The organism is Stenotrophomonas maltophilia R551-3, from assembly GCF_000020665.1.
Classification (GTDB): domain Bacteria; phylum Pseudomonadota; class Gammaproteobacteria; order Xanthomonadales; family Xanthomonadaceae; genus Stenotrophomonas; species Stenotrophomonas maltophilia_L.
On the sequence record NC_011071.1, the window covers coordinates 266,855 to 291,372 of the forward strand.

The window sequence follows — 24,518 nt, forward strand, 5'->3', positions numbered from 1 at the left end:
CATGACTGTTGCAGCGCCCCGTATCCGCATGCTGATCGATGGCCAGTTCGTTGAATCGGCTACTTCCCACTGGCAGGACGTGATCAATCCGGCCACCCAGGACGTGCTGGCCAAGGTGCCGTTCGCCACCACCGGCGAAGTGGACGCCGCCGTCGCCGCCGCCAAGGAAGCCTTCAAGACCTGGCGCAAGACCCCGATCGGCACCCGCGCGCGCATCTTCCTGAAGTACCAGCAGCTGATCCGCGAGAACATGAGCGAGCTGGCGCACATCCTCACCGCCGAGCAGGGCAAGACCCTGCCCGACGCCGAAGGCGATGTGTTCCGCGGCCTGGAAGTGGTCGAGCACGCTGCCGCCATCGGCAACCTGCAGCTGGGCGAGCTGGCCAACAACGTGGCCACCGGCGTCGATACCTACTCGATCATGCAGCCGCTGGGCGTGTGCGCCGGCATCACCCCGTTCAACTTCCCGGCGATGATCCCGTTGTGGATGTTCCCGATGGCCATTGCCACCGGCAACACCTTCATCCTCAAGCCGTCCGAGCAGGACCCGATGGTCACCATGCGCCTGGTCGAGCTTGCTCTGGAAGCAGGCATCCCGAAGGGCGTGCTGAACGTCGTCCACGGCGGCGAGGAAGTGGTCAACGCGATCTGCGACCACCCGGACATCAAGGCCGTGTCGTTCGTCGGTTCCACCCGCGTCGGCACCCACGTCTACAACCGCGCCTCGCTGGCCGGCAAGCGCGTGCAGTGCATGATGGGTGCCAAGAACCACGCCGTGGTGCTGCCGGACGCCAACAAGGAACAGACCCTCAACGCGATGGTCGGTGCCGCCTTCGGTGCCGCGGGCCAGCGCTGCATGGCCGCCTCCACGCTGGTGCTGGTCGGTGAAGCACGCAACTGGGTGCAGGACCTGGTCACCAAGGCCAAGACCCTGAAGGTCAGCGCCGGCACCGTGTCCGGCACCGACGTCGGTCCGGTCATTTCCTGCAGCGCCCGCGAGCGCGTGGAAGGCCTGATCGCCTCGGGCGTGGAGCAGGGCGCCAAGCTGGTGCTGGATGGCCGCAAGCCGCAGGTCGATGGCTTCGAGAAGGGCAACTTCGTCGGCCCGACCATCTTTGCCGGTGTCACCACCGACATGCGCATCTACCAGGAAGAAATCTTCGGGCCGGTGCTGGTCATCCTCGAAGCAGAAACGCTGGAAGACGCCATCGCGATGGTCAACAGCAACCCGAATGGCAACGGCACCGCACTGTTCACCCAGTCCGGCGCGGCCGCGCGCAAGTTCCAGGAAGACATCGACGTCGGCCAGGTCGGCATCAACGTGCCGATCCCGGTGCCGGTGCCGCTGTTCTCGTTCACCGGTTCGCGCGCCTCCAAGCTGGGTGACCTGGGCCCGTATGGCAAGCAGGTGGTGCTGTTCTACACCCAGACCAAGACGGTCACCGCGCGCTGGTTCGATGACGAGACGCTGAGCCACGGCGTCAACACCACGATCAGCCTGAAGTAACGGCAGGAGCAGCCATGAGCCACTCGATGACGACGGAACTGGAAGAAGCGCAGCAGGCGTACCGCGAGGCGGCGCGCGACTTCGCACAGGCCGAACTGGCGCCGCACGCCGCGCGATGGGATGCGGAGGGCATCTTTCCGCGCGAGGCGATCGCCAAGGCCGGTGAACTGGGCTTCTGCGGCCTGTACATGGACCCGGAAGTGGGCGGCAGCGGCCTGAGCCGACTGGACGCCGCCGTCGTCATCGAGGAGCTCGCCAACGTCGATCCGTCGACCGCGGCGTACATCAGCATCCACAACATGGCGTCGTGGATGGTGTCCAAGTGGGGCCAGCCGGCGCTGCGCGACGCGTGGGGAACCGATCTGTCCTCGGGCAGCAAGCTGGCCTCGTACTGCCTGACCGAACCGGGTGCAGGTTCCGATGCGGCCTCGTTGAAGACCACCGCCGTGCGCGACGGTGACTTCTATGTGCTGAACGGCTCCAAGGCCTTCATTTCCGGCGCCGGTGCCACCGAACTGCTGGTGGTGATGGCGCGTACCGGTGGTGCCGGTGCCGGTGGTGTCAGCGCGATCGCGGTGCCGGCCGACCTGCCGGGCATCAGCTTCGGCCGCAAGGAAGAGAAGATGGGCTGGAACAGCCAGCCCACCCGCGGCATCACCTTCGAGAACGTCCGCGTGCCGGTCAGCCACCTTCTGGGAGAGGAAGGCGGCGGCTTCAAGCTGGCGATGAAGGGGCTCGATGGCGGCCGCATCAACATCGCCGCCTGCTCGCTGGGCGCTGCGCAGGGGGCGCTGGATGCCGCACGCCGCTACATGGGCGAGCGCCGTCAGTTTGGCAAGACCCTGTCCGAATTCCAGGCGCTGCAGTTCAAGCTGGCCGACATGGCCATCGAACTGGTGGCCGCACGGCAGATGGTGCACACCGCCGCGCGCAAGCTCGATGCCGGCGCCAGCGATGCCAACGTGTGGTGCGCGATGGCCAAGCGCTTCGCCACCGATGCTGGCTTCAACATCTGCAACGAAGCACTGCAGATCCACGGTGGCTACGGCTACATCCGCGAATACCCGATCGAACGCCTGCTGCGCGATTCGCGCGTGCACCAGATCCTGGAAGGCACCAACGAGATCATGCGGGTGATCGTTGCCCGTCACCTGCTCAACACCGAAGAGGAACTGCGATGAAGGATTGGCGTACCCAGGAACACGTGGGCCTGAAGGTCGAGGCCGATGGCCACACCGCGGTCATCACCCTGCACAACCCGCCGGCGCATACCTGGACCGTGCACAGCCTGTCAGCGCTGCGCGACCTGGTGGGCGCGCTCAACGCAGACCGCGAGATCTACGCGCTGGTGATCACCGGCGATGGCGAGAAGTTCTTCTCCGCTGGTGCCGACCTCAACCAGTTCGCCTCGGGCGACAAGGCCGCCGCACGCGAAGCCGCACGCCGCTTCGGCGAAGCCTTCGAAGCGCTGTCCGCGTTCCGTGGCGTGTCCATCGCCGCCATCAACGGCTACGCCATGGGCGGTGGCCTGGAATGTGCGCTGGCCTGCGACCTGCGCATCATCGAAGACCACGCCCAGGTGGCGCTGCCGGAGGCCACCGTCGGCCTGCTGCCGTGCGCCGGTGGCACCCAGAACCTGCCGCGCCTGGTAGGCGAGGGCTGGGCCAAGCGCATGATCCTGCTGGGCGAGCGCATCAACGCCGAGACCGCACTGCGGATTGGCCTGGCCGAAGAAAAGGTCGGCAAGGGCGAAGCCAAGGCACTGGCGCTGGAATGGGCGGCCAAGGCCGGCAAGCAGAGCCCGACCAGCATCGCCGCCTGCAAGACCCTGGTGCAGGCCACCCGCACCGGCACCCACGCCTCGGCGCTGGTGGCCGAGCGCGAAGCCTTCGTCGACCTGTTCGACACCGCCGACCAGGTCGAGGGCGTGAGCGCCTTCCTGGAAAAGCGCGCCGCGCAGTGGAAGAACGCATGAGCACCGACACCGCTGCCGATGACGCACCGGTGCTGTTCGAAGAGCGCGCAGCCGGCAACGGCACGCGCATCGGCATCGCCACGCTCAATGCGCCGCGTACGCTCAACGGTTTCTCGCTGCCGATGGCGCACCTGCTGCTGAAGCAGTTGAATGCCTGGGCTGACGACGACGGCATCGCCATGGTGGTGCTGCAGGGCGCCGGTGAAAAGGCGTTCTGCGCCGGCGGAGACCTGCACAGCCTGTACAAGAGCATGGCCGCCTTCCGCGAGGCCGGCCGCAGCGACATCCGCGAGAACGACTACGCCGCCGAGTTCTTCGACGTTGAATACCGCGTCGATTACCTCATCCACACCTACGCCAAGCCGATCCTGTGCTGGGGCCACGGCATCGTGATGGGCGGCGGCATCGGCCTGATGTCCGGCGCCAGCCACCGCGTGGTCAGCGAGCGCTCCAAGCTGGCCTTCCCGGAAATCACCGTCGGCCTGTTCCCCGATGTGGGTGGCAGCTGGCTGCTGCCGCGCGTGCCGGGCAAGGGCGGCCTGTTCCTGGCCCTGACCGGCGCGCTGCTGAACCCGGGCGACGCCATCTACGCCGGCCTGGCCGACGTGCATGTGGCCGAAGAACGCCGCAGCGCGGTGTTCGATGCGCTGCTGCAGGTCGCGTGGTCCAGCAACGCCGCACACAACCACGAACGCCTCAGCCATCTGCTGCAGTCGCATGCCAGCGACGCCGCCACCGGTCCACTGCTGGCCAATGCGGCGCAGGTCGAGGCGCTGTGCGAAGGCGATGAGCTGCAGGCCATCGTCGCGCGCATTGCTGGTCTGCAGACCGACGATGCCTGGCTGCAGGCCGCACAGAAGACCCTCGCCGCCGGTGCACCCGGCTCGGCAAGGCTGTCGTACGAACTGCAGCGCCGCAGTGCCGGCCAGGACCTGGCCGAAATCTACCGCCTGGAGTACATCGTCGCCCTGCATTGCGCCGCCCACGGTGATTTCGCCGAAGGCATCCGCGCGCTGCTGATCGACAAGGACCGCAATCCGCAGTGGAACCCGGCCACCCTGGCCGAGGCCACCGGCGCGTGGGCCGACACCTTCTTCGCTTCCCCCTGGGCCGATGCCGCGCATCCGCTGGCCGACCTGGGCACTCCCCTTGTTGAAAGGAGCCTTGCATGAGCCGCATTGCATTCATCGGGTTGGGCAACATGGGTGGCCCGATGGCCGCCAATCTGGTCAAGAACGGCCATACCGTGCGCGTGTTCGATCTGGTCCCGGCCGCGGTGCAGGCCGCCGTCGATGCCGGCGCCAGCGCGGCCGCATCGGCGCGCGAAACCCTGGCCGATGCCGAGGTGGTGATCTCGATGCTGCCGGCCAGCCGCCACGTCGAAGGCGTGTACCTGGGCGATGACGGCATTCTTGCCGCGATTCCGGCCGGCGCACTGGTCATCGACTGCAGCACGATCGCACCGGCCAGCGCCCGCAAGGTCTCTGAAGCCGCTGCCGCACGTGGCCTGCAGATGATCGACGCACCGGTGTCCGGCGGTACCGCCGGTGCCCAGGCCGGCACCCTGACCTTCATCGTCGGTGGTGAGGAGGACGCGCTGGAACGCGCGCGCCCGGTGCTGCAGGCGATGGGCAAGAACATCTTCCACGTGGGCGCCAGTGGTGCCGGCCAGGTCGCCAAGCTGTGCAACAACATGGCGCTGGGCGTGATCATGGCCGTCACCGGCGAGGCCATCGCCCTTGGCGTGGCGCATGGGCTGGACCCGAAGGTGCTGTCGCAGATGATGGCGGTCAGCACCGGCCGCAGCTGGGCCACGGAAGTGTGCAACCCGTGGCCGGGCGTGCTGGAAAATGCGCCGGCCTCGCGCGGCTACAGCGGCGGCTTCGGCAGTGATCTGATGCTCAAGGACATGGGTCTGGCGGTGGAAGCGGCGATGAGTGTCGGCGCCTCGATCCCGCTGGGCGAAGTGGCCCGCAACCTGTACTCGATGAATCACCAGGCTGGCCGCGGCAAGCTGGATTTCTCCAGCGTCGTGCAGCTCATTACGAGCGAGAAGTAAGCGAATGCGTCCCCGGCCACGTGCCGGGGCCCACCCGGGGTGGGATGGGCGGATGCATGGTTTCGACCGGCATCCGCCCATTTTTTTGGGGTCGGATCCCTTTCGCAAGGCGAAAGGGCTCTGACCCCGGCCGCATCAGGCAACGATCAGCGTCACGTCGATGTTGCCGCGGGTGGCGTTGGAGTACGGGCACACGATGTGCGCCTTCTGCACCAGGTCTTCCACCTGCTCGCGCGGCACGCCCGGCACGTTGATGGTCAGCTCGGCTTCGATGCCGAAACCGGTCGGGATCTGGCCGATGCCGACATTGCCGGTGACGGTGGTCTCTGCCGGCAGCGCGACCTTGGCCTGGCCGGCGACGAACTTCAGCGCGCCCAGGAAGCAGGCCGAGTAGCCGGCGGCGAACAGCTGTTCCGGGTTGGTGCCCGGGCCGCCGGCGCCGCCCAGCTCGCGCGGGGTCGACAGCTGGATGTCCAGCACGTTGTCGGAAGAGACGGAACGGCCTTCACGGCCGCCGGTGGAGGTGGCCTGGGCGGTGTACAGAACCTTTTCGATGGACATCGGGATGCTCCTGGTCGGTGGGTGGGTGTTGCGTTGGAGCCTACTTTGCCCGGTTTTCGCGTACGTTGGGTTGCAATGCGTACGAAAAACTTGATCGATCGTCCTGCTGGCCTAGATCGTCCACTCGCGGTCGGTGGTGAACATGATGGTCAGCCAGCGATCCGGCGAGGCCTCGCCCAGCGCATCGCCGATCTCGTCGCGCAGCTGGTCCCATTCCACCAGAGGCCGCGGCGGGTCGTTTTCCGGCACCACGAAGAACAGCTCGATCTGCTCGCCACGCCCCACCTGGGCCACGTAGCTGCGGTGCTCGACGAAGCCGTGCTTGGCCACGATCCCGCGTGCCACTGCATCCACATGGGCCTGCAGTTCCGGCGGGGTGACCAGCAGGATGCCGGCCAGCGCCCGGCGCACGGTGCCGAGCGGGGCGATCATCACCAGCACGCAGACGAAGGCGAGGATGGCCGGGTCGATATAGGGCCCCACCCAGGCCCACGAGGTGCCCTGCACCAGCACGCCGCCGAGGAAGGCGACCATGTAGCAGGCGGACATGCTGGCGGCGACCACCCAGTTCTTGGCATCCAGCGCGATGAATTCCGAACCGATGCGGCGGTTGGCGCGCAGCACGAACCAGCCCAGCGCGCTCTCGGCCACCAGTGACAGGCCGGCGAAGATGATCGCCGGGCCCAGCGCGATGTGGCGACCACCGGACATCAACGCATCCACCGCATTGACCAGCGCATACAGCGCCGCGCCGATCATCAGCGTGCCGCTCACCCCCAGTACGATGGGTTCCAGGTGCCAGAAGCCCATGGTGAAGCGCTGGTTGAGCCGCGACTGCAGCGCATCGGTCTGCGTGGACAGCGCGATCAGCCGCGCGACCAACAGCGACAGCCAGGTCATCACCACGTCGATCAGACCATAGATGCCGTCGAAGATGATCAGTGAGGAATTGGCCAGCAGGCCGAACACCACGGCCGCAGCGGCCAGCAGCAGTGCGCCGGCGATCGACAGGCGCAGAACGCCCTGTTCGGTGGCGGGGTCGAAGAAGTGCGTGTGGTCGGCGGCCATGCTGTGATTGTAGAGCGGAGCCATGCTCCGCTGCGTTTCGCTGCCTTCGCCGGCCAACCGCTCTACCCCCGTAGGGCCGCTTCCCGTAGACTGCGCGCCTCCCACGTACCGACGTCCGCCTGCAGTGATCACGCCACCCTGACCCTTGCCGCACATCGGCAGCCGGCCTTCCCGGCTCAGGAACCCGTGTCTTTCCACTGCAGCGCCATGCGGCCACGCCCGCCTGCGCGCGGAGCTTTCCCATGCAAACGTCCTACCCCCTGCGCCAGCAATGGCTTGGCAACATCCGTGGCGACCTGCTGTCCGGCATCGTCGTCGCCCTGGCCCTGATTCCCGAGGCCATCGCGTTCTCGCTCATCGCCGGCGTCGACCCCAAGGTCGGCCTGTACGCCGCGTTCTCGATTGCCGTCATCACCGCCATCGCTGGCGGCCGCCCCGGCATGATCTCCGCAGCCACCGGTGCGATGGCGCTGGTGATGGTCGACCTGGTCAAGGACCACGGCCTGCAGTACCTGTTCGCCGCCAGCATCCTGGCCGGCCTGCTGCAGGTGCTGGCCGGTGTGTTCAAGCTCGGCTCGTTGATGCGCTTCGTCTCGCGCTCGGTCATCACCGGTTTCGTCAACGCGCTGGCGATCCTGATCTTCCTGGCACAGATGCCCGAGCTGATCGGTCGCGGCCCTACGGTCTACGTGCTGTGCGCCGCCGCGCTGGCGATCATCTACCTGCTGCCGCGCATTACCCGCGCGGTGCCGTCGCCACTGGTGGCCATTGTGGTGCTGACCGCCGTGGTGATCGGCTTCGGCGTAGACGTACGCAGCGTCGGCGACATGGGCCAGCTGCCCGACAGCCTGCCGCATTTCCTGCTGCCCGATGTGCCGCTCACCTGGGAGACGCTGCGCATTCTGCTGCCGGTGTCGGCCACACTGGCCGTGGTCGGCCTGCTTGAATCGATGATGACCTTGCAGATCGTCGAGGACATCACCGAAACGCCCAGCGAGCGCAACCGCGAATGCGTCGGCCAGGGCGTGGCGAATACGGTCACCGGCTTCCTCGGCGGCATGGCCGGCTGCGCGATGATCGGCCAGTCGGTGATCAACGTGACCTCCGGTGGCCGCGGCCGCCTGTCCTGCCTGGTGGCCGGCGTGTTCCTGCTGATACTGGTGGTGTACGGCAGCGAACTGGTGCGGCAGATCCCGATGGCGGCGCTGGTGGCGGTGATGATCATGGTCAGCATTGGCACCTTCAGCTGGCGCTCGCTGCGCGACCTGCGCACGCATCCGCGCAGTTCGTCAGCAGTGATGCTGCTGACCGTGGTGGTCACCGTAGCCACCCACGACCTGGCCAAGGGCGTGCTCAGCGGTGTGCTGCTATCGGCCCTGTTCTTCGCGCGAAAGGTTGGTCGCATGCTGGATGTGCAGCGCGACGATGCCGGTGATACGCAGGTCTACCGCGTGCGCGGGCAGGTGTTCTTTGCCTCGGCAGGGCAGCTGGGTGCGGCGTTCGATTACCAGCACGTGGCGCCGAAGGTGCTGATTGATCTGCGCGATGCGCACCTGTGGGACCTGACTGCCGTGGCCGCGCTGGAGCGGGCGCAGGAAAAGCTGGCCGCGCATGGTGCGGAGGTGACGGTGGTGGGGCTCAATGCGGCCAGCCAGACGTTGATCGAACAGGTGGGTGGTGCGCGCGGGCGGCATTGATCGCGTACGGCATGCTGGTAGCGCCGGGCCATGCCCGGCGAGCGCGGCATGGTGGGACAAATTGCAACTCTTCTCATTGCTAAAGCCTCGAGAGCCAAGCAGGTTGAAGGCGCGCGATTCTGCGTTCTTCAGGGGAAGATGCATCGATGAAGTCGAAGCCCTCGCTGTCATTCAAGTGCCTGCTGGCCTTTGCGTTGGCGCTCGGTTCGACGACGTGGCCTGGATTGGCAGCGTTGGATCGCCTCTCTGCCGCTGTGGAACGAACCATGCTGTATCGCGTGGGGAGTGCTGAGGCGATCGCAGTTGCCCAATGGCTGGATTCACGCGAAAACGCCCATCGAAGAACTCTGGCGCTAGGGATACTGACCGTTCGACATCGTTGCGATCGGCGGAAGGATCCATATCTGTCGGCGAACGCCCACCCCCTCGTGCTTCCCCACAGTGGTGCGCCCGGCGAGAAGATCGCCATCACCAACGATCTTCCCGGACGCGGGAGCGAGACATGGACGTTCGCATGGGCCGGAGATGGTCAGGACGCACACTGGCAGCAGACCGACTATGGATGGCACCTGCGGAGCACCTAGGCAGTGCTCTGGGCAGAACAGACGCCAGCCCTCAAAAATACTGCGAGCCGCTGTCGCCGCCGCCCAGCCCGCCCTGGCCGCCCTGGCCGCCAGCCGGAGCCGGGCCCAACCGGCGCTCGCCGCGCGGCTGACCGGGCGCATTCAGCCGCCCGGTGTAAACTATTGATCTCACTGGCAATGCCAGTCTCCACGATCAACACCCCGATGACGTCCGCCACCGCCCGTTACGCCGATTCCCTGCGCCTGTCCGTTGCCCCGATGATGGACTGGACGGACCGCCACTGCCGCGTGTTCCATCGCGTGCTGGCGCCGGGTGCGCGCCTGTACACGGAGATGGTGCACGCCAACGCGGTCATCCACGGCGACCGCGAGCGCCTGCTCGGCTTCGACCGCAGCGAGCAGCCGCTGGCGCTGCAGTTGGGTGGCAGTGATCCGGCCCTGCTGGCGCAGGCCGCACGTATCGCTGCCGAGTGGGGCTATGACGAGGTCAACCTCAACTGCGGCTGCCCGTCTGATCGTGTGCAGGCCGGCCGCTTCGGCGCCTGCCTGATGCGCGAGCCGGCGCTGGTGGCCGAGTGCGTGGCGGCCATGGTCAATGCGGTTGATATCCCGGTGACGGTGAAGTGCCGGCTGGGCGTGGACGAGGACAACGACTACGACGTGTTCGCCGCCTTCGTCGACCGCCAGGTCGCCGCCGGTGCGGCGATGGTGGTGGTGCACGCGCGCAACGCGTGGCTGAAGGGCCTGTCGCCGAAGGAGAACCGCGAGGTTCCCCCGCTCAAATACGACTGGGCCTACCGCTTGAAGCAGGAGCGCCCGGCACTGCCGGTGGTGCTCAATGGCGGCCTGGCCAGCCTCGAGGCGGTGCAGGCGCAGGCCGTGCACGTCGATGGCGTGATGCTGGGCCGCGCGGCCTACCACGATCCCTATCTGCTGCATCAGCTGGAGGCGTTGCATACCGGCGCCCCGCTGCAGGCCCGTGGCGACCTGCTGCGCGCGCTGCGGCCCTATGTGGAAGCGCGGCTGGGCGAAGGCCTGGCGCTGAAGCACATCACCCGCCACGTGCTTGGCCTGTTCCACGGCCAGGCCGGCGGCCGCGCATTCCGCCAGGTGCTGAGCGAGGGCGCACACCGCCCGGGCGCCGATTGGCGCCTGATCGAGCAGGCGCTGGCGGTCACCGAACGTGCATCTGATCGCGCCGTAGCGTGACCGCAGTCACATTCCTGACTTGACAAGGGGCGGCGATTCGTCCCGAATGTTCACTTAGCTGAACGACTTGGAGTTGAAGCCGGAAAAGTTCAGACCGGATTCACCGCTGTAAACCAAGAATTTGCAAAAGATTTGTAAAACGCTGGGTTTCGAACCCGGCGCCGGATTTACGACTTTTGAACGAATCGCCGTGCTCGGCTAGGATCGCACTGATGTCTTCCGCTCCCTTCCATCGCCGCATTGCCCTGGCCACCTGCGTGGTGCTGGCGGCTGCGCCGCTGTCTTCGGCGCTGGCGCAACAGCCGCCGCGCGGCGACCAGGGGCGGGCGGAGATGATGGAGCGGGGTGAGCGCGGTGGCCGTGGCGACGAGCGTTCGCTGTCCGATGCCGTGCGCCGCGTGCAGCGCACCACCGGCGGCCACATCCTCGGCGCCGAGCGCGTGCCGTTCGATGGTCGTGATATCAACCGGGTGAAGTACATGGACGATCGGGGCCGGGTCCGCTACATGGACGACCCTGCGCCGTCGCGTTCACAGCCGCGCACGCCGCGGTCGGATATGTCATCACTACGCGGCGATAACCCCTGAACAGGGATAGTCGTCGCTATCAACCCGTACCCCACAGGCCTCCGGGCCACACCCAGGACACTAGGGAGAGTTCATGCGTATCCTTCTGGTCGAAGACGAAGCCCCGCTGCGTGAGACCCTGGCAGCCCGGCTCAAGCGCGAAGGCTTTGCCGTCGATGCTGCGCAGGACGGCGAGGAAGGCCTCTACATGGGGCGCGAAGTCCCGTTCGATGTCGGCATCATCGACCTCGGCCTGCCCAAGATGTCGGGCATGGAGCTGATCAAGGCCCTGCGGGACGAAGGCAAGAAGTTCCCGGTGCTGATCCTGACCGCGCGTTCGAGCTGGCAGGACAAGGTCGAGGGCCTGAAGCAGGGTGCCGACGATTACCTGGTCAAGCCGTTCCACGTCGAAGAGCTGCTGGCCCGCGTCAATGCGCTGCTGCGCCGCGCCGCTGGCTGGAGCAAGCCGACGCTGGAATGCGGCCCGGTTGCGCTGGATCTCGCCGCCCAGACCGTCAGTGTGGCCGGCAGCAATGTCGACCTCACCAGCTACGAGTACAAGGTGCTGGAGTACCTGATGATGCATGCCGGTGAACTGGTCTCCAAGGCCGACCTCACCGAGCACATCTACCAGCAGGACTTCGACCGCGACTCGAACGTGCTGGAGGTCTTCATCGGCCGCCTGCGCAAGAAGCTGGACCCGGATGGCGAGCTGAAGCCGATCGAGACCGTGCGCGGACGCGGCTACCGTTTCGCGATTCCGCGCAACGAGGGCTGAGCCGGCTCACCCTGGCGATACCATGATGTCCGGCCGTCTGTGGTTCTTCCGACGCTGGCGGCCGCGCTCACTGCAGGCGCGCCAGATGCTCGCCGCGTCCGTGGGCCTGGTCGCGTTCCTGGCACTGGCCGGTTACGCGCTCGATGCCGCCTTCGCCGATACGGCGAAGGCGAACCTGCGTGAGCGCCTGAAGAACTACGCCACCGCCTACGCGGCCGGCATCGACTTCACCCGCGACCGCTCGTTGTACATCCGCGAGCAGCCGCCGGATTCACGTTTCGACGTACCCGGCAGTGGCCTGTACCTGCAGGTGGTGATGCCGCACGGCAAGGGCAATTCGATGTCCGCCGAAGGCCCGATGCTGCCCACCGTCGGCGGCGGCCTGCTGGCGCCGCGCCAGGAAGTGTTCGAAGGCCCGTTGCCGATGATCCAGATCGACGGCAGCCAGGGCTCGGTGTACCGCTATGGCCTGGGCCTGGTGTGGGACGCCGACGCCGATCCCGCCACCGAGTTCCCGTACACCATCTACGTGATGGAAGACTCACGCGCGCTGGGTGCGCAGCTGCGTGTGTTCCGTGGCCGGGTGTGGTTCTACCTGGGCGGCATCGGCCTGATCCTGCTGTTGCTGCAGACCGTCATCCTGCAGTGGAGCCTGCGCCCGCTGCGCCGCGTGATCACCGAGCTGACCAAGGTGCAGCGTGGCGAGACCGCGCGCATGAGCGAGCGCCACCCGCGCGAGCTGGAACCGCTGACCGACAGCATCAACGCCTTCATTGAAAGCGAGCGCGAGAATCTCGAGCGCCAACGCAACACCCTGGCCGACCTCGCGCACAGCCTGAAGACACCGATCGCGGTGCTGCGCACGCAGATGGACAGCGGCGCGGGCGACGGCGCGCTGCGCGAGGAACTGGACGTGCAGCTGCAGCGCATGAACAACCTTGTCTCCTACCAGCTGGCACGTGCGGCGTCGTCGGGTCACAAGCTGTTCTCCGCGCCGCTGCCGATTGAATCCAACGCCGAGGAAATCGTGCGTGGCCTGGAGAAGGTCTACGCCTCGAAGGGCGTGCTGTGCGAATTCGATATCGACCCGGCCGCGCGCTTCCACGGCGAACCGGGTGACCTGCAGGAACTGCTGGGCAACCTGCTGGAGAATGCCTTCAAGTGGGCCAACCGCCGCGTGCTGCTGACCGCGCAGCCGCTGCCGGCACCGAACGCACGCCGTGCCGGCCTGCTGCTGGCGGTGGACGACGATGGCCCGGGCATCGCCCCGGACGACATCGGCAAGGTGCTGCAGCGTGGCGTACGTGGCGACGAGCGCGTGCAGGGCCACGGCATCGGCCTGTCGATCGTGCAGGACCTGATCAAGGACTACCGCGGCGAGCTGACCGTGGGCCGTTCCAGTGAACTCGGCGGCGCCCGCTTCGAAGTGCAGCTGCCGCCGGGGCCGTAAGCCTCTTGCAACCTGATCCGCCGGGCATGGCCCGGCGCTACCGGTCGACGTGCACCCAAGGTAGCGCCGGGCCATGCCCGGCGAACGAATGAATCAATCCACCATCTTCGGCGGCTCGCCATAGAACCGCCGCAGCTGCGCGGCCACCTCCGGCAACGCCTGCTGCAGCAGATCCGGGGCCGAGAAGTGGTACTCGCTGGCCACCGCGAAGAACTCTTCCGGCGCCTCGGCCGCATACGGATCAATCAACGTTTCCTCGCCGGCATCCACCTGCACGCAGAAGGCGTCGTACGCGCGCTGGAAGGTGGCTGCCCACTCGCGCTGCCATTCGCGCGGTAGTGGCGGCGTGCCGTCCATCGCACCATCCAGCGCATCCAGCTTGTGCACCATCTCGTGCACCGCCACGCAGTAGCCCTCGTGCGGCGCCGCCAGGTCGGCCTGCACATCGGCCCAGGACAGGATCAACGGACCGCTGTCCCACGACTCGCCAATCAGTTCGTCATCCCACTCATGCAGTACGCCCGCCGCATCCATGTGGCTGCGGTGTACGCGGAATGCATCGGGGTAGACGATCAGCTGCGACCAGCCTTCCAGGCCCACTTCGCCGAATTCCAGCAACGGCAGGCAGCACAGCGCCGCCAGCAGCACGCCATCGCCGGCCTGCAGCTGCAGCTCGCCGATCGGCGTGATGGTCTTCTCATGCAGGAAGCGCGTGGCCAGCACGCGCAGGCGTGCGCGGCGTTCGTCGTCCAGTCCGTGCAGCCAGGCCGCGCGGCGGCAGGCGTCATCCCAAAGTGCATTGTCGATCGGCCGCGGCGCAGGCCGCAGCCACTGCAGCAACGACTTGATCAGCGGAACATTCCCGGCAGGTAGCTGTGCCACTTCGGTGCGCGGATGCGCTGCAGCACGTCGTCGTCGCTGCCACCGCCACCGGTGCTGGTGGCGCTGCTGGCGGCCGGGCGTACCGGTGCCGGCTTGGTGGTGGCTGCCGAGGTGGTTGCGGTCGGTGCGCGCTGCGAGGCGGCATCACCGTTGGAAGACACGCAGGCGCCGCGGCTGTCGTCCAGCGCTGCTGTCGCAGACGCCGCGAAGGGCATCATCAGCAGGATCAGGCAATGGGCATAACGGCGCATTGACGACATCCACGTTAAGGGAGGGTGAGTTCCCGATTCTAGCCCGAACCCGGCGCCCAGTTGGAAGCCCCTGCGGAACCCAGCGTGGCGGGCGTCGCTGGCGGCTTTCCCGCATAATTCCTTCCTGACTTCGTGGAAGCTGCCGTGGACGATCGCCAATTGCTGGCCAAACTCGCTGCCGGTCGCCTGTCCGGCGACGCCCTGGCCCGTGAGCTGGGCCAGACCCGGGCGGCTATTTGGAAGCGTATTCAAGGGCTTAGGGCCGCCGGTGTGGATGTCGAGGGCCGCGCTGGCGAAGGCTATGGCCTGACCCGCCCGGTCGACCTGCTGGACCCGGATGCGATCCGTGCCGGTCTGCCGGCCGGGGTTCTGCCGCTGCTGCACGACCTGCAGGTAGCCTGGACGGTGGACTCGACCAACGCCGAATTGCTGCGTTGCAGCGCGCCCCAGCGCGGGGTCAGCGTCCTGCTGGCCGAACGCCAGACCGGTGGCCGTGGCCGTCGTGGGCGTGCCTGGGCCTCGCCGCTGGCCGCGCATATCTACCTGTCGGTGCTGCGCCTGTACTCCGGTGGCCTCGGCCGCCTCGCCGGGCTGAGCCTGGTGGCGGGCATCGCCGTGGCCGAAGCGCTGCACGATCTGGGCTACACCCAGGCCCAGCTGAAGTGGCCAAATGACCTGATCGTCGATGGCCGTCGCAAGCTGGTTGGCCTGCTGGCCGAGGGCGGTGGCGAATACGCCGGCCCGGCACGCGCGGTGATCGGCATCGGCATCAACACACACATGCCGCCGTCGTTCGCCGAACAGATCACCCAGCCGTGGGTGGACCTGGACACGCTGGCCGGCAAGCCGGTGGACCGCAACGTGGTCGTTGCTGCCGTGCTGACGCGCCTGCTGCCGGCGCTGGAAGAATTCGATCGCGAAGGCCTCGCTCCGTTCCTGCCGCGCTACGCCGCATTCGACATGCTGGCTGGCCGCGAAGTGCGCGTGGAACTGGACGGGCAGTGGCAGCACGGCACCGCACTTGGCTTGGCTGACGACGGCGCACTGCGCGTGCGCATCGATGGCCAGGAACGCCTGCTGCACGCCGGCGAAGTCAGCGTGAGGGCGGCATGAGCGATTGGTTGTTCGACCTGGGCAACTCGCGCTTCAAGTTCGCGCCGTTGCAGGGTGACCGCGCCGGCGACGTGCAGGCCTGGGCGCACGGCGCCGAAGGCATGGCCGGACAGCCGCCGCACAGCCTGCCCAGCGGCACCACCGCGTTCGTGGCCAGCGTGGCCGCACCCTCGCTGACCAGCGCCATGCTGGACCAGCTGCAGCGCCGCTTCGAGCACGTGCATGTCGTGCGCACCAGCGCCGAATGCGCGGGCGTGCGCATTGCCTATGCCAAGCCGGAAAAATTCGGCGTCGACCGCTTCCTGGCCCTGCTGGCTGCGGCCAAGGCGCAGCGCCCGGTGCTGGTGGTCGGCGTGGGCACCGCACTGACGATTGATCTGCTCGACGCCAATGGCCAGCATCACGGCGGGCGCATTTCCGCATCGCCCACCACCATGCGCGAAGCGCTGCACGCCCGTGCCGTGCAGCTGCCCGCTACCGGTGGTGACTACAGCGAGTTCGCCAACGACACTGCCGACGCGCTGGCCTCCGGCTGCGACGGCGCGGCCGTGGCGCTGATCGAACGCAGTGCACAGCAGGCGCACGCGCTGCTGGGCGTGGCACCGTCGCTGCTGGTGCACGGTGGTGGCGCACCGGCGCTGATGCCGTTGCTGCCCGGCGCCGATTACCACCCGTCGCTGGTGCTGGATGGCCTCGCCCGCTGGGCGGTGCACCAGCCCGCAGGCTAGTATCCGCGCATGCTGACCCGTGCCCTGATCGTCGTACTGGCCATCCTCAATCTTGGCGTCGCCTGCTGGTGGCTGCTGCGCGATGCACCGCAACCGCCCGCGCCGCCGCCGCAACCGGCTGGCGTGGCCGAGTTGCGCTGGGTGCCGGGAGGTGTGGATGCGACTGCCGCTGCCGAAGCCAGTGCTGCCGCCCCGACCGCGCCGTTGATGGAGCGCGAACCGGCGGCGAAGACGGCTGTGGCTGCCACGCCTGCACCAGCTACGCCGGCTCAGCCGGAGGTCGCCAAGCCGCAGGTGGCTGAGGCTACGCCGGTTGCTGCCGCTGCCAAGCCGGGAACACCGCCTGCACCGGCCCCAGCGCCGGAAAAACCCGTAACCCCGCCCGTGGCTGCCGAGCCGCCGCGCTGCATCGCGCTGGGCCCGTTCGCCGACCGCGCCGCCGCGACCAGTGCGCAAGGCAAGGCCAGTACTGTGCTCAGCCAAGTGCGCCTGCGCGAACAGCCTGCTGCCAGCGGCAGCGCACGTTTCCGGGTGATGCTGCCGGCCGCCGCCAATCGCGAAGAAGCCCAGGCCACGGTGAAGCGCATCGTCGCCGCCGGCCTGAGCGACTACTACATCATCAGCCAGGGCGAGGACATCAACGCCGTGGCGCTGGGCCAGTACCGCAACCGCGAAGGCGCCGAGCGCCGCATGGCAGCGGTGCAGGCCGCGGGCTTCCAGCCGCGCCTGGTCGCCAGCGGCGACGCCGGCCAGTGGTGGCTGGAAGGGCAGCTGGCGGCGGGCACGCAGCCGGCTCAGGCCCAGCAGCGCAGCGGGGCGGCACAGAGCCGGTCGCTGGAATGCACGCGGTTGCGCTAGAATCCCCGGACCGCGGCGCTGCCGCCGGTGATCCACCCATGCCGCTTTAGCTCAGTTGGTAGAGCAACTGTCTTGTAAACAGTAGGTCATCCGTTCGATTCGGATAAGCGGCACCATCAAGCAACTGTAGTTGTGCCCGCACAGCCGCGGCACGGACGTTGGTCGAGCACTGCTCCCTGTCGCGTCTCCTTCCTTCTTTCGCTGCTGATCTTCTATCCGGGGCGTGATCCATCGCCGTGCATTTCCCCGAGCGCGTTCCGCAGGGTTGAGAATGTGTAGCCTGTAGGCTACAGTCATCCATGAAGATCCAGCGTACCCGTCAGTTCGCGACATGGATTGACGCTCTCAAGGACGTAACCGGGCGCGCTCGCATCCTGGCCCGCATCGGTCGGCTCAGCGAAGGCCATCTGGGCGATCACCGCTATCTGGCCGATGGCGTTTCCGAACTGCGCATCGATGTGGGACCGGGTTACCGCGTGTACTACACCCAGCGCGGCAGGCAGTGGGTGATTCTGCTGGCTGGCGGCGACAAGGGTTCACAGCAACGCGATATCGAGAAGGCCAGGGAGATTGCGCGTGCCCTGTAGGCGTCGAACGGGCTGCAGGTGAAACGACTCAATACCGAAGTACTGGAGCTGTCCCATCATGGTCATCAAGAAGAAAGTTGAACTCAAAGCATTTGACGTGGCCGAGCACCTTCGCACACCGGAGGAGATGGCGGCCTATCTCGATGCCTGCATCGAAGAAAGCGATGGCGATTCTGCGTTCATTGCCAAGGCGCTCGGCGACATCGCGCGCGCTCAAGGGATGAGCAAGGTCGCACGAGCGGCGGGCCTCTCGCGTGAGAGTCTGTATCGCGCACTGTCGGGCGAGCGCAGCCCTGATTTTGCGACCATCCTCAAAGTGACCCGCGCCTTGGGTGTTCGCCTGCATGCCAGCGCAGCATAAGCACATGCGCCGATCTTGATGCGTCGGCACAACGCCGGTCGCAAAGGCGGTGGAACGAACATGAAAAACCGCCTTTCGGCGGTTTTTCGTCCCGAGCAGGTGAGTCAATTCAATGACGCAGCAAAGGAGGAGTCGTTGGGCCATTCTGGTTCGAAGCAGCTCGTGTGTCACGCGGCGCATCGATGCATTGCTTGTCAACCGTTGCCAGCTCAAGACGTCAGGCGCGAACAGGCTCAATCAAACCGGATGATGCGGATCAACCCCTTGGTCGACGATCCGTCTCCGAAGGCGGCCAACGTGCCACAGGGGAATACCTCTTTCGCACCGTCATGGTTGACGAATGAGATCGCGCACTGTGCCCGCGTGCCAGGCGTGATCCGGGTGATGGCACGGTCATTCAGCACGAAGCTCTACCACATGAGTTCGGGGCTTATCGAAAGCGCCATGGGGCGCGCGGTGGAGTCGATCATCTCTGCAACAGCGCCGCCGCGCGAATCTACTTCGTCCAGCTGCAGCTCAACGAGAACAGGTTTCAGGTTTGGATAGGGTGTGCTCATCCCAGGAGCGGGTCTGCCTGATTCGATAGCCGGGGTAGTGACGCGCTGAACCTGTACGTTGGGGATCCCACTGTTCTGTATTGCGGCCAAGCGGTATTGATGAAGGGCGACATCGCAATCTTCCATGAAGGACGGTCGGGTCCGCGCGGCATCATGCCATGTGATCGCCCTGCTGCACCGCCGCGAGTGGTGTCACACCGCTCTGGCTAGACTGTGCTTCTTTTTCCCCACCGCAGGAGGCACCCATGGCCCATCCCATTTCCGTATCCCTGATTGGCGTTCCCACCGATGTGGGTGCGGGCCATCGTGGTGCCCGGCTGGGGCCGGAAGCACTGCGCGTGGCGGGCCTGCCGGAGGCGCTGGAGGCGCGCGGCGTGGACGTGCGCGACCTGGGCAACCTGGATGGCCCGCGCAACCCGTGGACCGCGCCGGTGGAAGGCTACCGCCATCTGGATGAAGTGGTGGCGTGGAACCATGCGCTGATGGAAGCCAGCTACGCCGAACTGCAGGCCGGCCGCATGCCGATCATGCTCGGTGGCGACCATTGCCTGGGCATCGGTTCGATCACTGCGGTGGCGCGCTGGTGCCGCGAACAGGGCAAGACCCTGCGCGTGCTGTGGCTGGATGCCCATTCGGATTTCAACACCAGCGACGTGACCCCGTCGGGCAACATCCACGGCATGCCGGTGGCCTGCCTGTGCGGCCTCGGCCCGGATGCGTTGACCCGCCTCGGTGGCACCGTGCCGGCGATCACCCCGGCGCAGATGCACCAGATCGGCATCCGCTCGGTGGACCCGGAAGAGAAGCGCCTGATCAAGACCCACAAGGTGGATGTCTATGACATGCGCTACATCGACGAGAACGGCATGAAGCGCACCGTGGAAGCCGCCTTGGCCGGCATCGACGAGAACACCCATCTGCATGTCAGCTTCGATGTCGACTTCCTCGACCCGAGCATCGCACCGGGCGTGGGCACCACCGTGCCGGGCGGGGTGAACTACCGTGAGGCGCAGCTGGTGATGGAAATGATCGCCGACACCGGGCGCATGGGTTCGCTGGACATCGTCGAGCTCAACCCCTTGTTGGACAAGCAGAATGCCACTGCCGAACTGGCCGTGGACCTGGTCGAAAGCCTGTTCGGCAAGTCCACGCTGATGCGCGATTGACGGCGCCGCCTGAACGAATCTGTGATCCGTTCACACGCGCTCCACGCCACTGCCGCCAGATTGCACTTCACGCGGCGGTGGTGGGTGTTGGCCTTCTCCCGCCGAGCGAAACAATCCCATCCGCGAATGAAGCGGTGTAGCGGCAAACCCAAGGAGAAGCCCATGAAGCGCGTAGTTGCCCTGATGCTGTTGTCGATGTTCTCGGTGGCCCTGCTGGCCGGTTGCAACACCATTGCCGGTGCCGGCAAGGACGTGCAGAAGGCTGGTGAGAAGGTTGAGGACACCGCCAAGGGCCGGTAAGACCGGCACGCAGCGAAAAGAAAAAAGGCCGGGGACATCCCCGGCCTTTTTTTGTGCGCGCTATTCGCTGCGTGCTGTCGAAGCGGAGTGAACCATTCAAGCAGGTGAGCATGTATTTCATTGCAGGTTGACCGGTCTTCAACGGCCACTGCGCGAAGCTGGAGCCACGGTAAGAACGCCGTTGCAACCAAGGATTCCCAGCAATGAACAAAGACATCATTTCCGGCAAGTGGTCGCAGCTGAAGGGCAAGGCCCAGGCCAAGTGGGGCGATCTGACCAACGACGATTTCGATGTGGCCGAGGGCAATGCCGAGTATCTGGCCGGTCGCCTGCAGGAACGTTATGGCTGGGCCAAGGACCGCGCTGAGAAGGAAGTCCGTGAGTTCCAGGACAGCGTGAGCAAGGACTACCCGGACTACAAGTAAGCGCTTCGGTTTCCCCCATAACACGACGCCCGCACCGTGAGGTTGCGGGCGTTGTGTTGTCTGCAGGGGGCGATCAACGCGCCGGCGGGTCCGGCACGTAGCGGTTGGGGAACGCCTGCGGTTCGCGCGGTAGGCGGGAGGGGGAGTCCACCAGGATGCCGCGTGCGCGCAGGTTGCGGGCGCTGTCGTAGCGCAGCTGCAGGACCTGCGCCGGGCTGCGGCTGGCGCGTTCGAAGTCGGTATCGCGCACCGAAGACTGCTCGCGTGCACCGTGGCCGGTGCCCAGCGCTGGCGACTGCGACTTGCTGGCGTAGCCCTCGATGCGGCTGTTGCTGGCGCTGGCATCGGCCGCTGCTTCGGCCGCCGGGGCCGGTGCTGGCAGGCCACGGCGCAGGATCGGCTGCGGGTACCAGCGTCGCGCTTCCTCGAACACCGCCACGCCCACCACGCCGATATTGTCTGGGCGGCCGGTGCGGCTGGCATAGCTGCCGCTGGGGCTGCTGAACACGAACTGCGCCACTTCGTCCTGGCTCTTGCGCCAGCCGGTGATGTCGGCGCGCTGGCCGGGGTTGAGCACGTAGCCGGTCTGCGAGGGATCGGCATCCTCGCCGGAGATGGCATTGACGCCGTCCACCGACAGCACCACCAGCACCCGGCGCGGGCTGTCGTTGTACAGGCGCACGGCGTAGCGGTGGCCGCGTTCGCCGGCCACCCAGCGCTGGCCGTCGGCCGGGTAGGCGCGCAGTTCAGTACCGCGGTCGCGGTCGACCAGGGCCATGCGCACGGGGCCGCCCTCGTACACCGGCGGCGGCATCGGAGCCGGACGGAAGCCGGCCAGGGGCAGGATCAGCAGCAGGGGCAGCAGGCGTTTCATCGGGCGTCTCCAGCGGGGTTGCGTGAATGAACGCGCCGCAGGCCCTGACGGGGTTGGTGGCGTGCAAGGTAAACTGGCCCCGTTCATCGAAGGTTACCCCACGCAGTCATGACGACCCGAGTCCTTACCGGCATCACCCCCTCCGGCACGCCCCACCTGGGCAACTACGTTGGCGCCATCCGTCCGGCCATCGCGGCCAGCCGCGCGCCGGGGATCGAGAGCTTCTTCTTCCTGGCCGATCTGCACAGCCTGATCAAGTCGCAGGACCCGCAGCGCACCCAGCGCGCGACCCTGGAGATCGCGGCCAGCTGGCTGGCCTGCGGCCTGGACCCGGAACACGTGTGGTTCTACCGCCAGAGCGACATCCGCGAGACCACCGAGCTGATGTGGTTCCTGACCGCGATTGCCAGCAAGGGCATCCTCAACCGCGCGCATGCCTACAAGGCGGCGGTGGACAAGAACCGCGAGGAAGGCGTGGACGAGGACGCAGGCGTCAGCGCCGGCCTGTTCATGTACCCGGTGCTGATGGCGGCCGACATCCTGATCTTCAAGGCCAACCAGGTACCGGTGGGCCGTGACCAGATCCAGCACATCGAGATGGCGCGTGACTTCGCCCAGCGCTTCAACCACGTGTACGGCAAGGAGTACTTCCCGCTGCCGGACGTGGTGATCGACGAGCAGGTGGCGACGTTGGCCGGCCTCGACGGCCGCAAGATGAGCAAGAGCTACCACAACACCATTCCGCTGTTCGTGCCGCGCGAAGAGCTGAAGAAGCTGGTGTTCTCGATCCTGACCGACTCGCGCGCACCGGGCGAGCCGAAGGACACCGAGGGCTCGGCGCTGTTCCAGATGTACCAGGCGTTCGCCACCCCGGAACAGACCGCGGAATTCGCCAAGGCGTTCGCTGCCGGCATCAGCTGGGGCGATGCCAAGCAGCAGCTTTTCGAGCGCATCGACAGCGAGCTGTCGCCGCTGCGCGAGCGCTACAACGCGCTGATGGCCGAGCCGGAGAAGATTGAAGCGCTGCTCAAGCGCCGTGGCCAGCAGCTGCGCGAGCAGCTGGCGGCCCCGCTGCTGGACGAGCTGCGCCATGCGGTGGGTCTGCGTGACCTGTCCAGCGCGGGCGACATCGCCAGCGAGGACGCCGGCGTGGCCCGCGTGGCACCGCCGCTGTTCAAGCAGTACCGCGAAAAGGATGGCCGCTTCTACTTCAAGCTGACCGCCGGTGACGGCACGCTGCTGATCCAGAGCGAAGGTTTCGATTCGCCGCGCGATGCCGGCCAGCTGATCGCCGTATTGAAGCAGGCTGAGCAGGGCGACCAGCTGCAGAGCGATCTGTTCAAGCTGGACGCCGAGGTCGATGCCGTGCTGGCCGCCCTGGCCATGCTGCGCGAAGCGTAAGGGGTAGTGCCGGCCGCTGGCCGGCAACTGCACGTTCCCCAGGTTCCCGGAAATGCCGGCCAGCGGCCGGCACTACCCGTGAACGAAGGTCATGGCATGATGTCCGCGCGCCGCCGGCGCGATGACATGGAGTCTGCGATGGCCTGGTTGTCGCTGCTGCTGTTCCTGCCCTGGTTTCTGTTGCTGGGCAGCCTGTACTGGCTGTTCCCGCGCCAGCCGCGTACCGCGCGACGGCGCCTGTTCGATGGTGCTGCCCTGGCATTGGCATTGCTGCTGAGCATCCTGGCGATGCTCTGGGGCCACCACATCGGCCTGGTGCAGCCCGGCGCCGGCCCGATCTGGCCGCAGGTGCTGGCGGTGCTGTATGCCTACGGCGCGTTCCTGGCGGTGCTGGTGTTGGCCCTGTTGCTGCGGCCGCGGTTCGCATTGCGCTGCGACTGATCGGTAGCGCCGGCCGCTGGCCGGCAACTGTATTCACCTGGCTGCCCCGAGGTTGCCGGCCAGCGGCCGGCACTACCGACCAAAGCCGCATCGAACCTGGGCTGCCTGCGCGCCTACCATGGGTGTCTGTTCCCGATCCTGCCAGGTGCGTGCCAATGACCGCCGACCCCAGCATCCACACCATCGATACCGGTTTCCAGCGCCCGGATTTCGACGCGGCGTATCTGATCGTTGAAAACGGCCGCGCCGCGTTCGTCGACTGCGGCACCGGCCTGTCGGTACCGGCGATGTTGCAGGCGCTGGCGGACGCCGGTCTGGGTGTGGAAGCGGTGGACTGGCTGCTGCTCACCCACGTGCATCTGGATCATGCAGGCGGTGCAGGCCTGCTGATGCAGCAGCTGCCGAACGCGAAGGCGGTGCTGCATCCGCGCGGCGCGCCGCACATGATCGATCCGACCCGGCTGATTGCCGGCGCCACCGCGGTGTACGGCGCCGAAGAGATCGCGCGCAGCTATGGTCGCATCGAGGCGATTCCGGAGCACCGTGTGGTGGTGGCCGAAGACGGCCGCCGCATCGATCTGGCCGGCCGCGAGCTGGTGCTGCTGCATACGCCGGGCCATGCACTGCACCACTACTGCGTGTGGGATGCGCGCAGCCGCAGCTGGTTCACCGGCGATACGTTCGGTATCTCCTACCGCGAGCTGGATAGTGCGCAGGGTGCTTTCATCTTCCCCACCTCATCGCCGGTGCAGTTCGATCCGGAGGCGATGAAGGCCTCGATCCGGCGCATGCTGGGCTACGGCCCGCAAGCGATGTACCTGACCCACTACGGTCGTGTGGAACCGGTGGAGAAACTGGCCGACGACCTGTTCGAGCAGATCGATGCGATGGCCGCCATCGGCCGCCAGTGCGATGGCCGACCGGATCGCCACCGCTGCCTGCTGGCCGCACTGCAGGCGCTGTACCTGGAACGTGCACAGCTGCATGGCTGCGCGCTGGACGATGCCGCGGTGACCGCTGTTCTGGCGATGGACATCGAACTCAACGCCCAAGGCCTGGCCTGCTGGCTGGATCGCATCAGCAGGTAGATCCACGCCATGCGTGGATGACGTTGGCCCAG

28 protein-coding genes and 1 tRNA gene are annotated in these 24,518 nt (G+C 66.8%); 24 read left to right on the top strand and 5 right to left on the bottom strand.

Annotation, left to right across the window (positions count from 1 at the left end; all coding sequences use genetic code 11):
* Position 1 precedes the first annotated feature (1 nt).
* Genes SMAL_RS01105 through mmsB form a run of 5 tightly spaced genes read left to right on the top strand, consistent with a single transcriptional unit; the run spans position 2 to position 5,541 of the window.
* Positions 2-1,507 (top strand): CoA-acylating methylmalonate-semialdehyde dehydrogenase, encoded by a 1,506-nt coding sequence (locus SMAL_RS01105; protein ID WP_012509766.1) that lies wholly within the window; start codon positions 2-4, stop codon positions 1,505-1,507.
* A gap of 14 nt (positions 1,508-1,521) precedes the next feature.
* Complete coding sequence (locus SMAL_RS01110) at positions 1,522-2,688, top strand: acyl-CoA dehydrogenase family protein (protein WP_004136621.1); 1,167 nt, start codon at positions 1,522-1,524, stop codon at positions 2,686-2,688.
* Positions 2,685-3,482 carry an enoyl-CoA hydratase gene (locus SMAL_RS01115; RefSeq protein ID WP_012509767.1) on the top strand — a complete coding sequence of 266 codons (798 nt, stop codon included), beginning with the start codon at positions 2,685-2,687 and terminating at the stop codon, positions 3,480-3,482. The genes SMAL_RS01110 and SMAL_RS01115 overlap by 4 nt, the downstream gene beginning before the upstream one ends.
* Entirely contained in the window at positions 3,479-4,654 is a 1,176-nt protein-coding gene (locus SMAL_RS01120) for an enoyl-CoA hydratase/isomerase family protein (protein WP_012509768.1), read from the top strand. Before SMAL_RS01115 ends, SMAL_RS01120 begins: the two co-directional genes overlap by 4 nt.
* On the top strand, positions 4,651-5,541 hold the full coding sequence (gene mmsB, locus SMAL_RS01125) for a 3-hydroxyisobutyrate dehydrogenase (protein WP_004136647.1): 891 nt from the start codon (positions 4,651-4,653) through the stop codon (positions 5,539-5,541). The genes SMAL_RS01120 and mmsB overlap by 4 nt, the downstream gene beginning before the upstream one ends.
* Positions 5,542-5,676: 135 nt before the next feature.
* On the opposite strand, the gene SMAL_RS01130 is transcribed toward mmsB, so the two are convergent.
* Together SMAL_RS01130 and SMAL_RS01135 are read right to left on the bottom strand one after the other, a co-directional pair.
* A complete protein-coding gene (locus SMAL_RS01130) occupies positions 5,677-6,102 on the bottom strand; it encodes an organic hydroperoxide resistance protein (RefSeq protein ID WP_012509769.1) in 426 nt (141 codons plus the stop codon).
* A gap of 111 nt (positions 6,103-6,213) precedes the next feature.
* Complete coding sequence (locus SMAL_RS01135) at positions 6,214-7,194, bottom strand: cation diffusion facilitator family transporter (protein WP_041864615.1); 981 nt, start codon at positions 7,192-7,194, stop codon at positions 6,214-6,216.
* A gap of 218 nt (positions 7,195-7,412) precedes the next feature.
* Here SMAL_RS01135 and SMAL_RS01140 point away from each other — a divergent pair, with 218 nt between their 5' ends.
* The 6 genes from SMAL_RS01140 (at position 7,413) to SMAL_RS01160 (ending at position 13,454) form a co-directional block, all read left to right on the top strand.
* A complete protein-coding gene (locus tag SMAL_RS01140; RefSeq protein WP_012509771.1) occupies positions 7,413-8,867 on the top strand; it encodes a SulP family inorganic anion transporter in 1,455 nt (484 codons plus the stop codon).
* Between the two features lie 146 nt (positions 8,868-9,013).
* Entirely contained in the window at positions 9,014-9,451 is a 438-nt protein-coding gene (locus SMAL_RS20995) for a hypothetical protein (protein WP_157628454.1), read from the top strand.
* Positions 9,452-9,628: 177 nt separating this feature from the next.
* The gene (gene dusA, locus SMAL_RS01145) at positions 9,629-10,660 is read left to right on the top strand and encodes a tRNA dihydrouridine(20/20a) synthase DusA (RefSeq protein WP_012509772.1); all 1,032 of its coding nucleotides are present in this window, start codon (positions 9,629-9,631) and stop codon (positions 10,658-10,660) included.
* Positions 10,661-10,872: 212 nt separating this feature from the next.
* A complete protein-coding gene (locus SMAL_RS01150; protein ID WP_005407693.1) occupies positions 10,873-11,247 on the top strand; it encodes a hypothetical protein in 375 nt (124 codons plus the stop codon).
* A gap of 73 nt (positions 11,248-11,320) precedes the next feature.
* The gene (locus tag SMAL_RS01155; RefSeq protein ID WP_004136763.1) at positions 11,321-12,004 is read left to right on the top strand and encodes a response regulator transcription factor; all 684 of its coding nucleotides are present in this window, start codon (positions 11,321-11,323) and stop codon (positions 12,002-12,004) included.
* A gap of 25 nt (positions 12,005-12,029) precedes the next feature.
* Positions 12,030-13,454, top strand: a complete 1,425-nt coding sequence (locus tag SMAL_RS01160) for an ATP-binding protein (RefSeq protein ID WP_041864616.1) — start codon at positions 12,030-12,032, stop codon at positions 13,452-13,454.
* A gap of 93 nt (positions 13,455-13,547) precedes the next feature.
* Here SMAL_RS01160 and SMAL_RS01165 read toward each other — a convergent pair whose 3' ends face one another.
* Together SMAL_RS01165 and SMAL_RS01170 are read right to left on the bottom strand one after the other, a co-directional pair.
* Positions 13,548-14,336, bottom strand: coding sequence for a M90 family metallopeptidase (locus SMAL_RS01165; protein ID WP_012509774.1), 789 nt, complete (start codon positions 14,334-14,336; stop codon positions 13,548-13,550).
* Complete coding sequence (locus SMAL_RS01170; protein WP_012509775.1) at positions 14,303-14,587, bottom strand: hypothetical protein; 285 nt, start codon at positions 14,585-14,587, stop codon at positions 14,303-14,305. Before SMAL_RS01170 ends, SMAL_RS01165 begins: the two co-directional genes overlap by 34 nt.
* A 144-nt stretch (positions 14,588-14,731) precedes the next feature.
* On the opposite strand from SMAL_RS01170, the gene birA reads away from it, so the two are divergent.
* The 10 genes from birA (at position 14,732) to SMAL_RS01220 (ending at position 20,682) form a co-directional block, all read left to right on the top strand.
* On the top strand, positions 14,732-15,700 hold the full coding sequence (gene birA, locus SMAL_RS01175) for a bifunctional biotin--[acetyl-CoA-carboxylase] ligase/biotin operon repressor BirA (RefSeq protein WP_012509776.1): 969 nt from the start codon (positions 14,732-14,734) through the stop codon (positions 15,698-15,700).
* Positions 15,697-16,428, top strand: a complete 732-nt coding sequence (locus tag SMAL_RS01180) for a type III pantothenate kinase (protein WP_012509777.1) — start codon at positions 15,697-15,699, stop codon at positions 16,426-16,428. Before birA ends, SMAL_RS01180 begins: the two co-directional genes overlap by 4 nt.
* A 9-nt stretch (positions 16,429-16,437) precedes the next feature.
* The gene (locus SMAL_RS01185; protein ID WP_012509778.1) at positions 16,438-17,286 is read left to right on the top strand and encodes an SPOR domain-containing protein; all 849 of its coding nucleotides are present in this window, start codon (positions 16,438-16,440) and stop codon (positions 17,284-17,286) included.
* Positions 17,287-17,326: 40 nt separating this feature from the next.
* Positions 17,327-17,402 (top strand) — tRNA-Thr (locus tag SMAL_RS01190).
* A 183-nt stretch (positions 17,403-17,585) separates the two neighbouring features.
* Positions 17,586-17,873: a type II toxin-antitoxin system RelE/ParE family toxin gene (locus SMAL_RS01195; RefSeq protein ID WP_012509779.1), complete on the top strand. Its 288-nt coding sequence runs from the start codon at positions 17,586-17,588 to the stop codon at positions 17,871-17,873.
* A 58-nt stretch (positions 17,874-17,931) separates the two neighbouring features.
* Positions 17,932-18,234 carry an addiction module antidote protein gene (locus SMAL_RS01200; protein ID WP_012509780.1) on the top strand — a complete coding sequence of 101 codons (303 nt, stop codon included), beginning with the start codon at positions 17,932-17,934 and terminating at the stop codon, positions 18,232-18,234.
* 60 nt (positions 18,235-18,294) lie between these two features.
* Positions 18,295-18,780, top strand: a complete 486-nt coding sequence (locus tag SMAL_RS21000) for a hypothetical protein (RefSeq protein WP_157628455.1) — start codon at positions 18,295-18,297, stop codon at positions 18,778-18,780.
* 256 nt (positions 18,781-19,036) lie between these two features.
* A complete protein-coding gene (gene rocF, locus SMAL_RS01210) occupies positions 19,037-19,957 on the top strand; it encodes an arginase (protein ID WP_004137058.1) in 921 nt (306 codons plus the stop codon).
* 162 nt (positions 19,958-20,119) lie between these two features.
* Positions 20,120-20,257, top strand: coding sequence for an entericidin A/B family lipoprotein (locus tag SMAL_RS01215; protein ID WP_008266021.1), 138 nt, complete (start codon positions 20,120-20,122; stop codon positions 20,255-20,257).
* A 203-nt stretch (positions 20,258-20,460) separates the two neighbouring features.
* Positions 20,461-20,682 carry a CsbD family protein gene (locus SMAL_RS01220; RefSeq protein ID WP_004137109.1) on the top strand — a complete coding sequence of 74 codons (222 nt, stop codon included), beginning with the start codon at positions 20,461-20,463 and terminating at the stop codon, positions 20,680-20,682.
* A gap of 73 nt (positions 20,683-20,755) precedes the next feature.
* Here the strand turns inward: SMAL_RS01220 and SMAL_RS01225 are convergent, their stop codons facing one another.
* A complete protein-coding gene (locus SMAL_RS01225) occupies positions 20,756-21,556 on the bottom strand; it encodes a hypothetical protein (RefSeq protein ID WP_012509781.1) in 801 nt (266 codons plus the stop codon).
* A gap of 108 nt (positions 21,557-21,664) precedes the next feature.
* Here SMAL_RS01225 and SMAL_RS01230 point away from each other — a divergent pair, with 108 nt between their 5' ends.
* The 3 genes from SMAL_RS01230 to SMAL_RS01240 all read left to right on the top strand — a co-directional run bounded on the left by SMAL_RS01230 (position 21,665) and on the right by SMAL_RS01240 (position 24,486).
* On the top strand, positions 21,665-22,957 hold the full coding sequence (locus tag SMAL_RS01230) for a tryptophan--tRNA ligase (RefSeq protein WP_004137142.1): 1,293 nt from the start codon (positions 21,665-21,667) through the stop codon (positions 22,955-22,957).
* A 138-nt stretch (positions 22,958-23,095) separates the two neighbouring features.
* Positions 23,096-23,398, top strand: coding sequence for a hypothetical protein (locus SMAL_RS01235; RefSeq protein ID WP_012509782.1), 303 nt, complete (start codon positions 23,096-23,098; stop codon positions 23,396-23,398).
* A gap of 155 nt (positions 23,399-23,553) precedes the next feature.
* A complete protein-coding gene (locus SMAL_RS01240; RefSeq protein WP_004137180.1) occupies positions 23,554-24,486 on the top strand; it encodes an MBL fold metallo-hydrolase in 933 nt (310 codons plus the stop codon).
* Positions 24,487-24,518 lie beyond the last annotated feature (32 nt).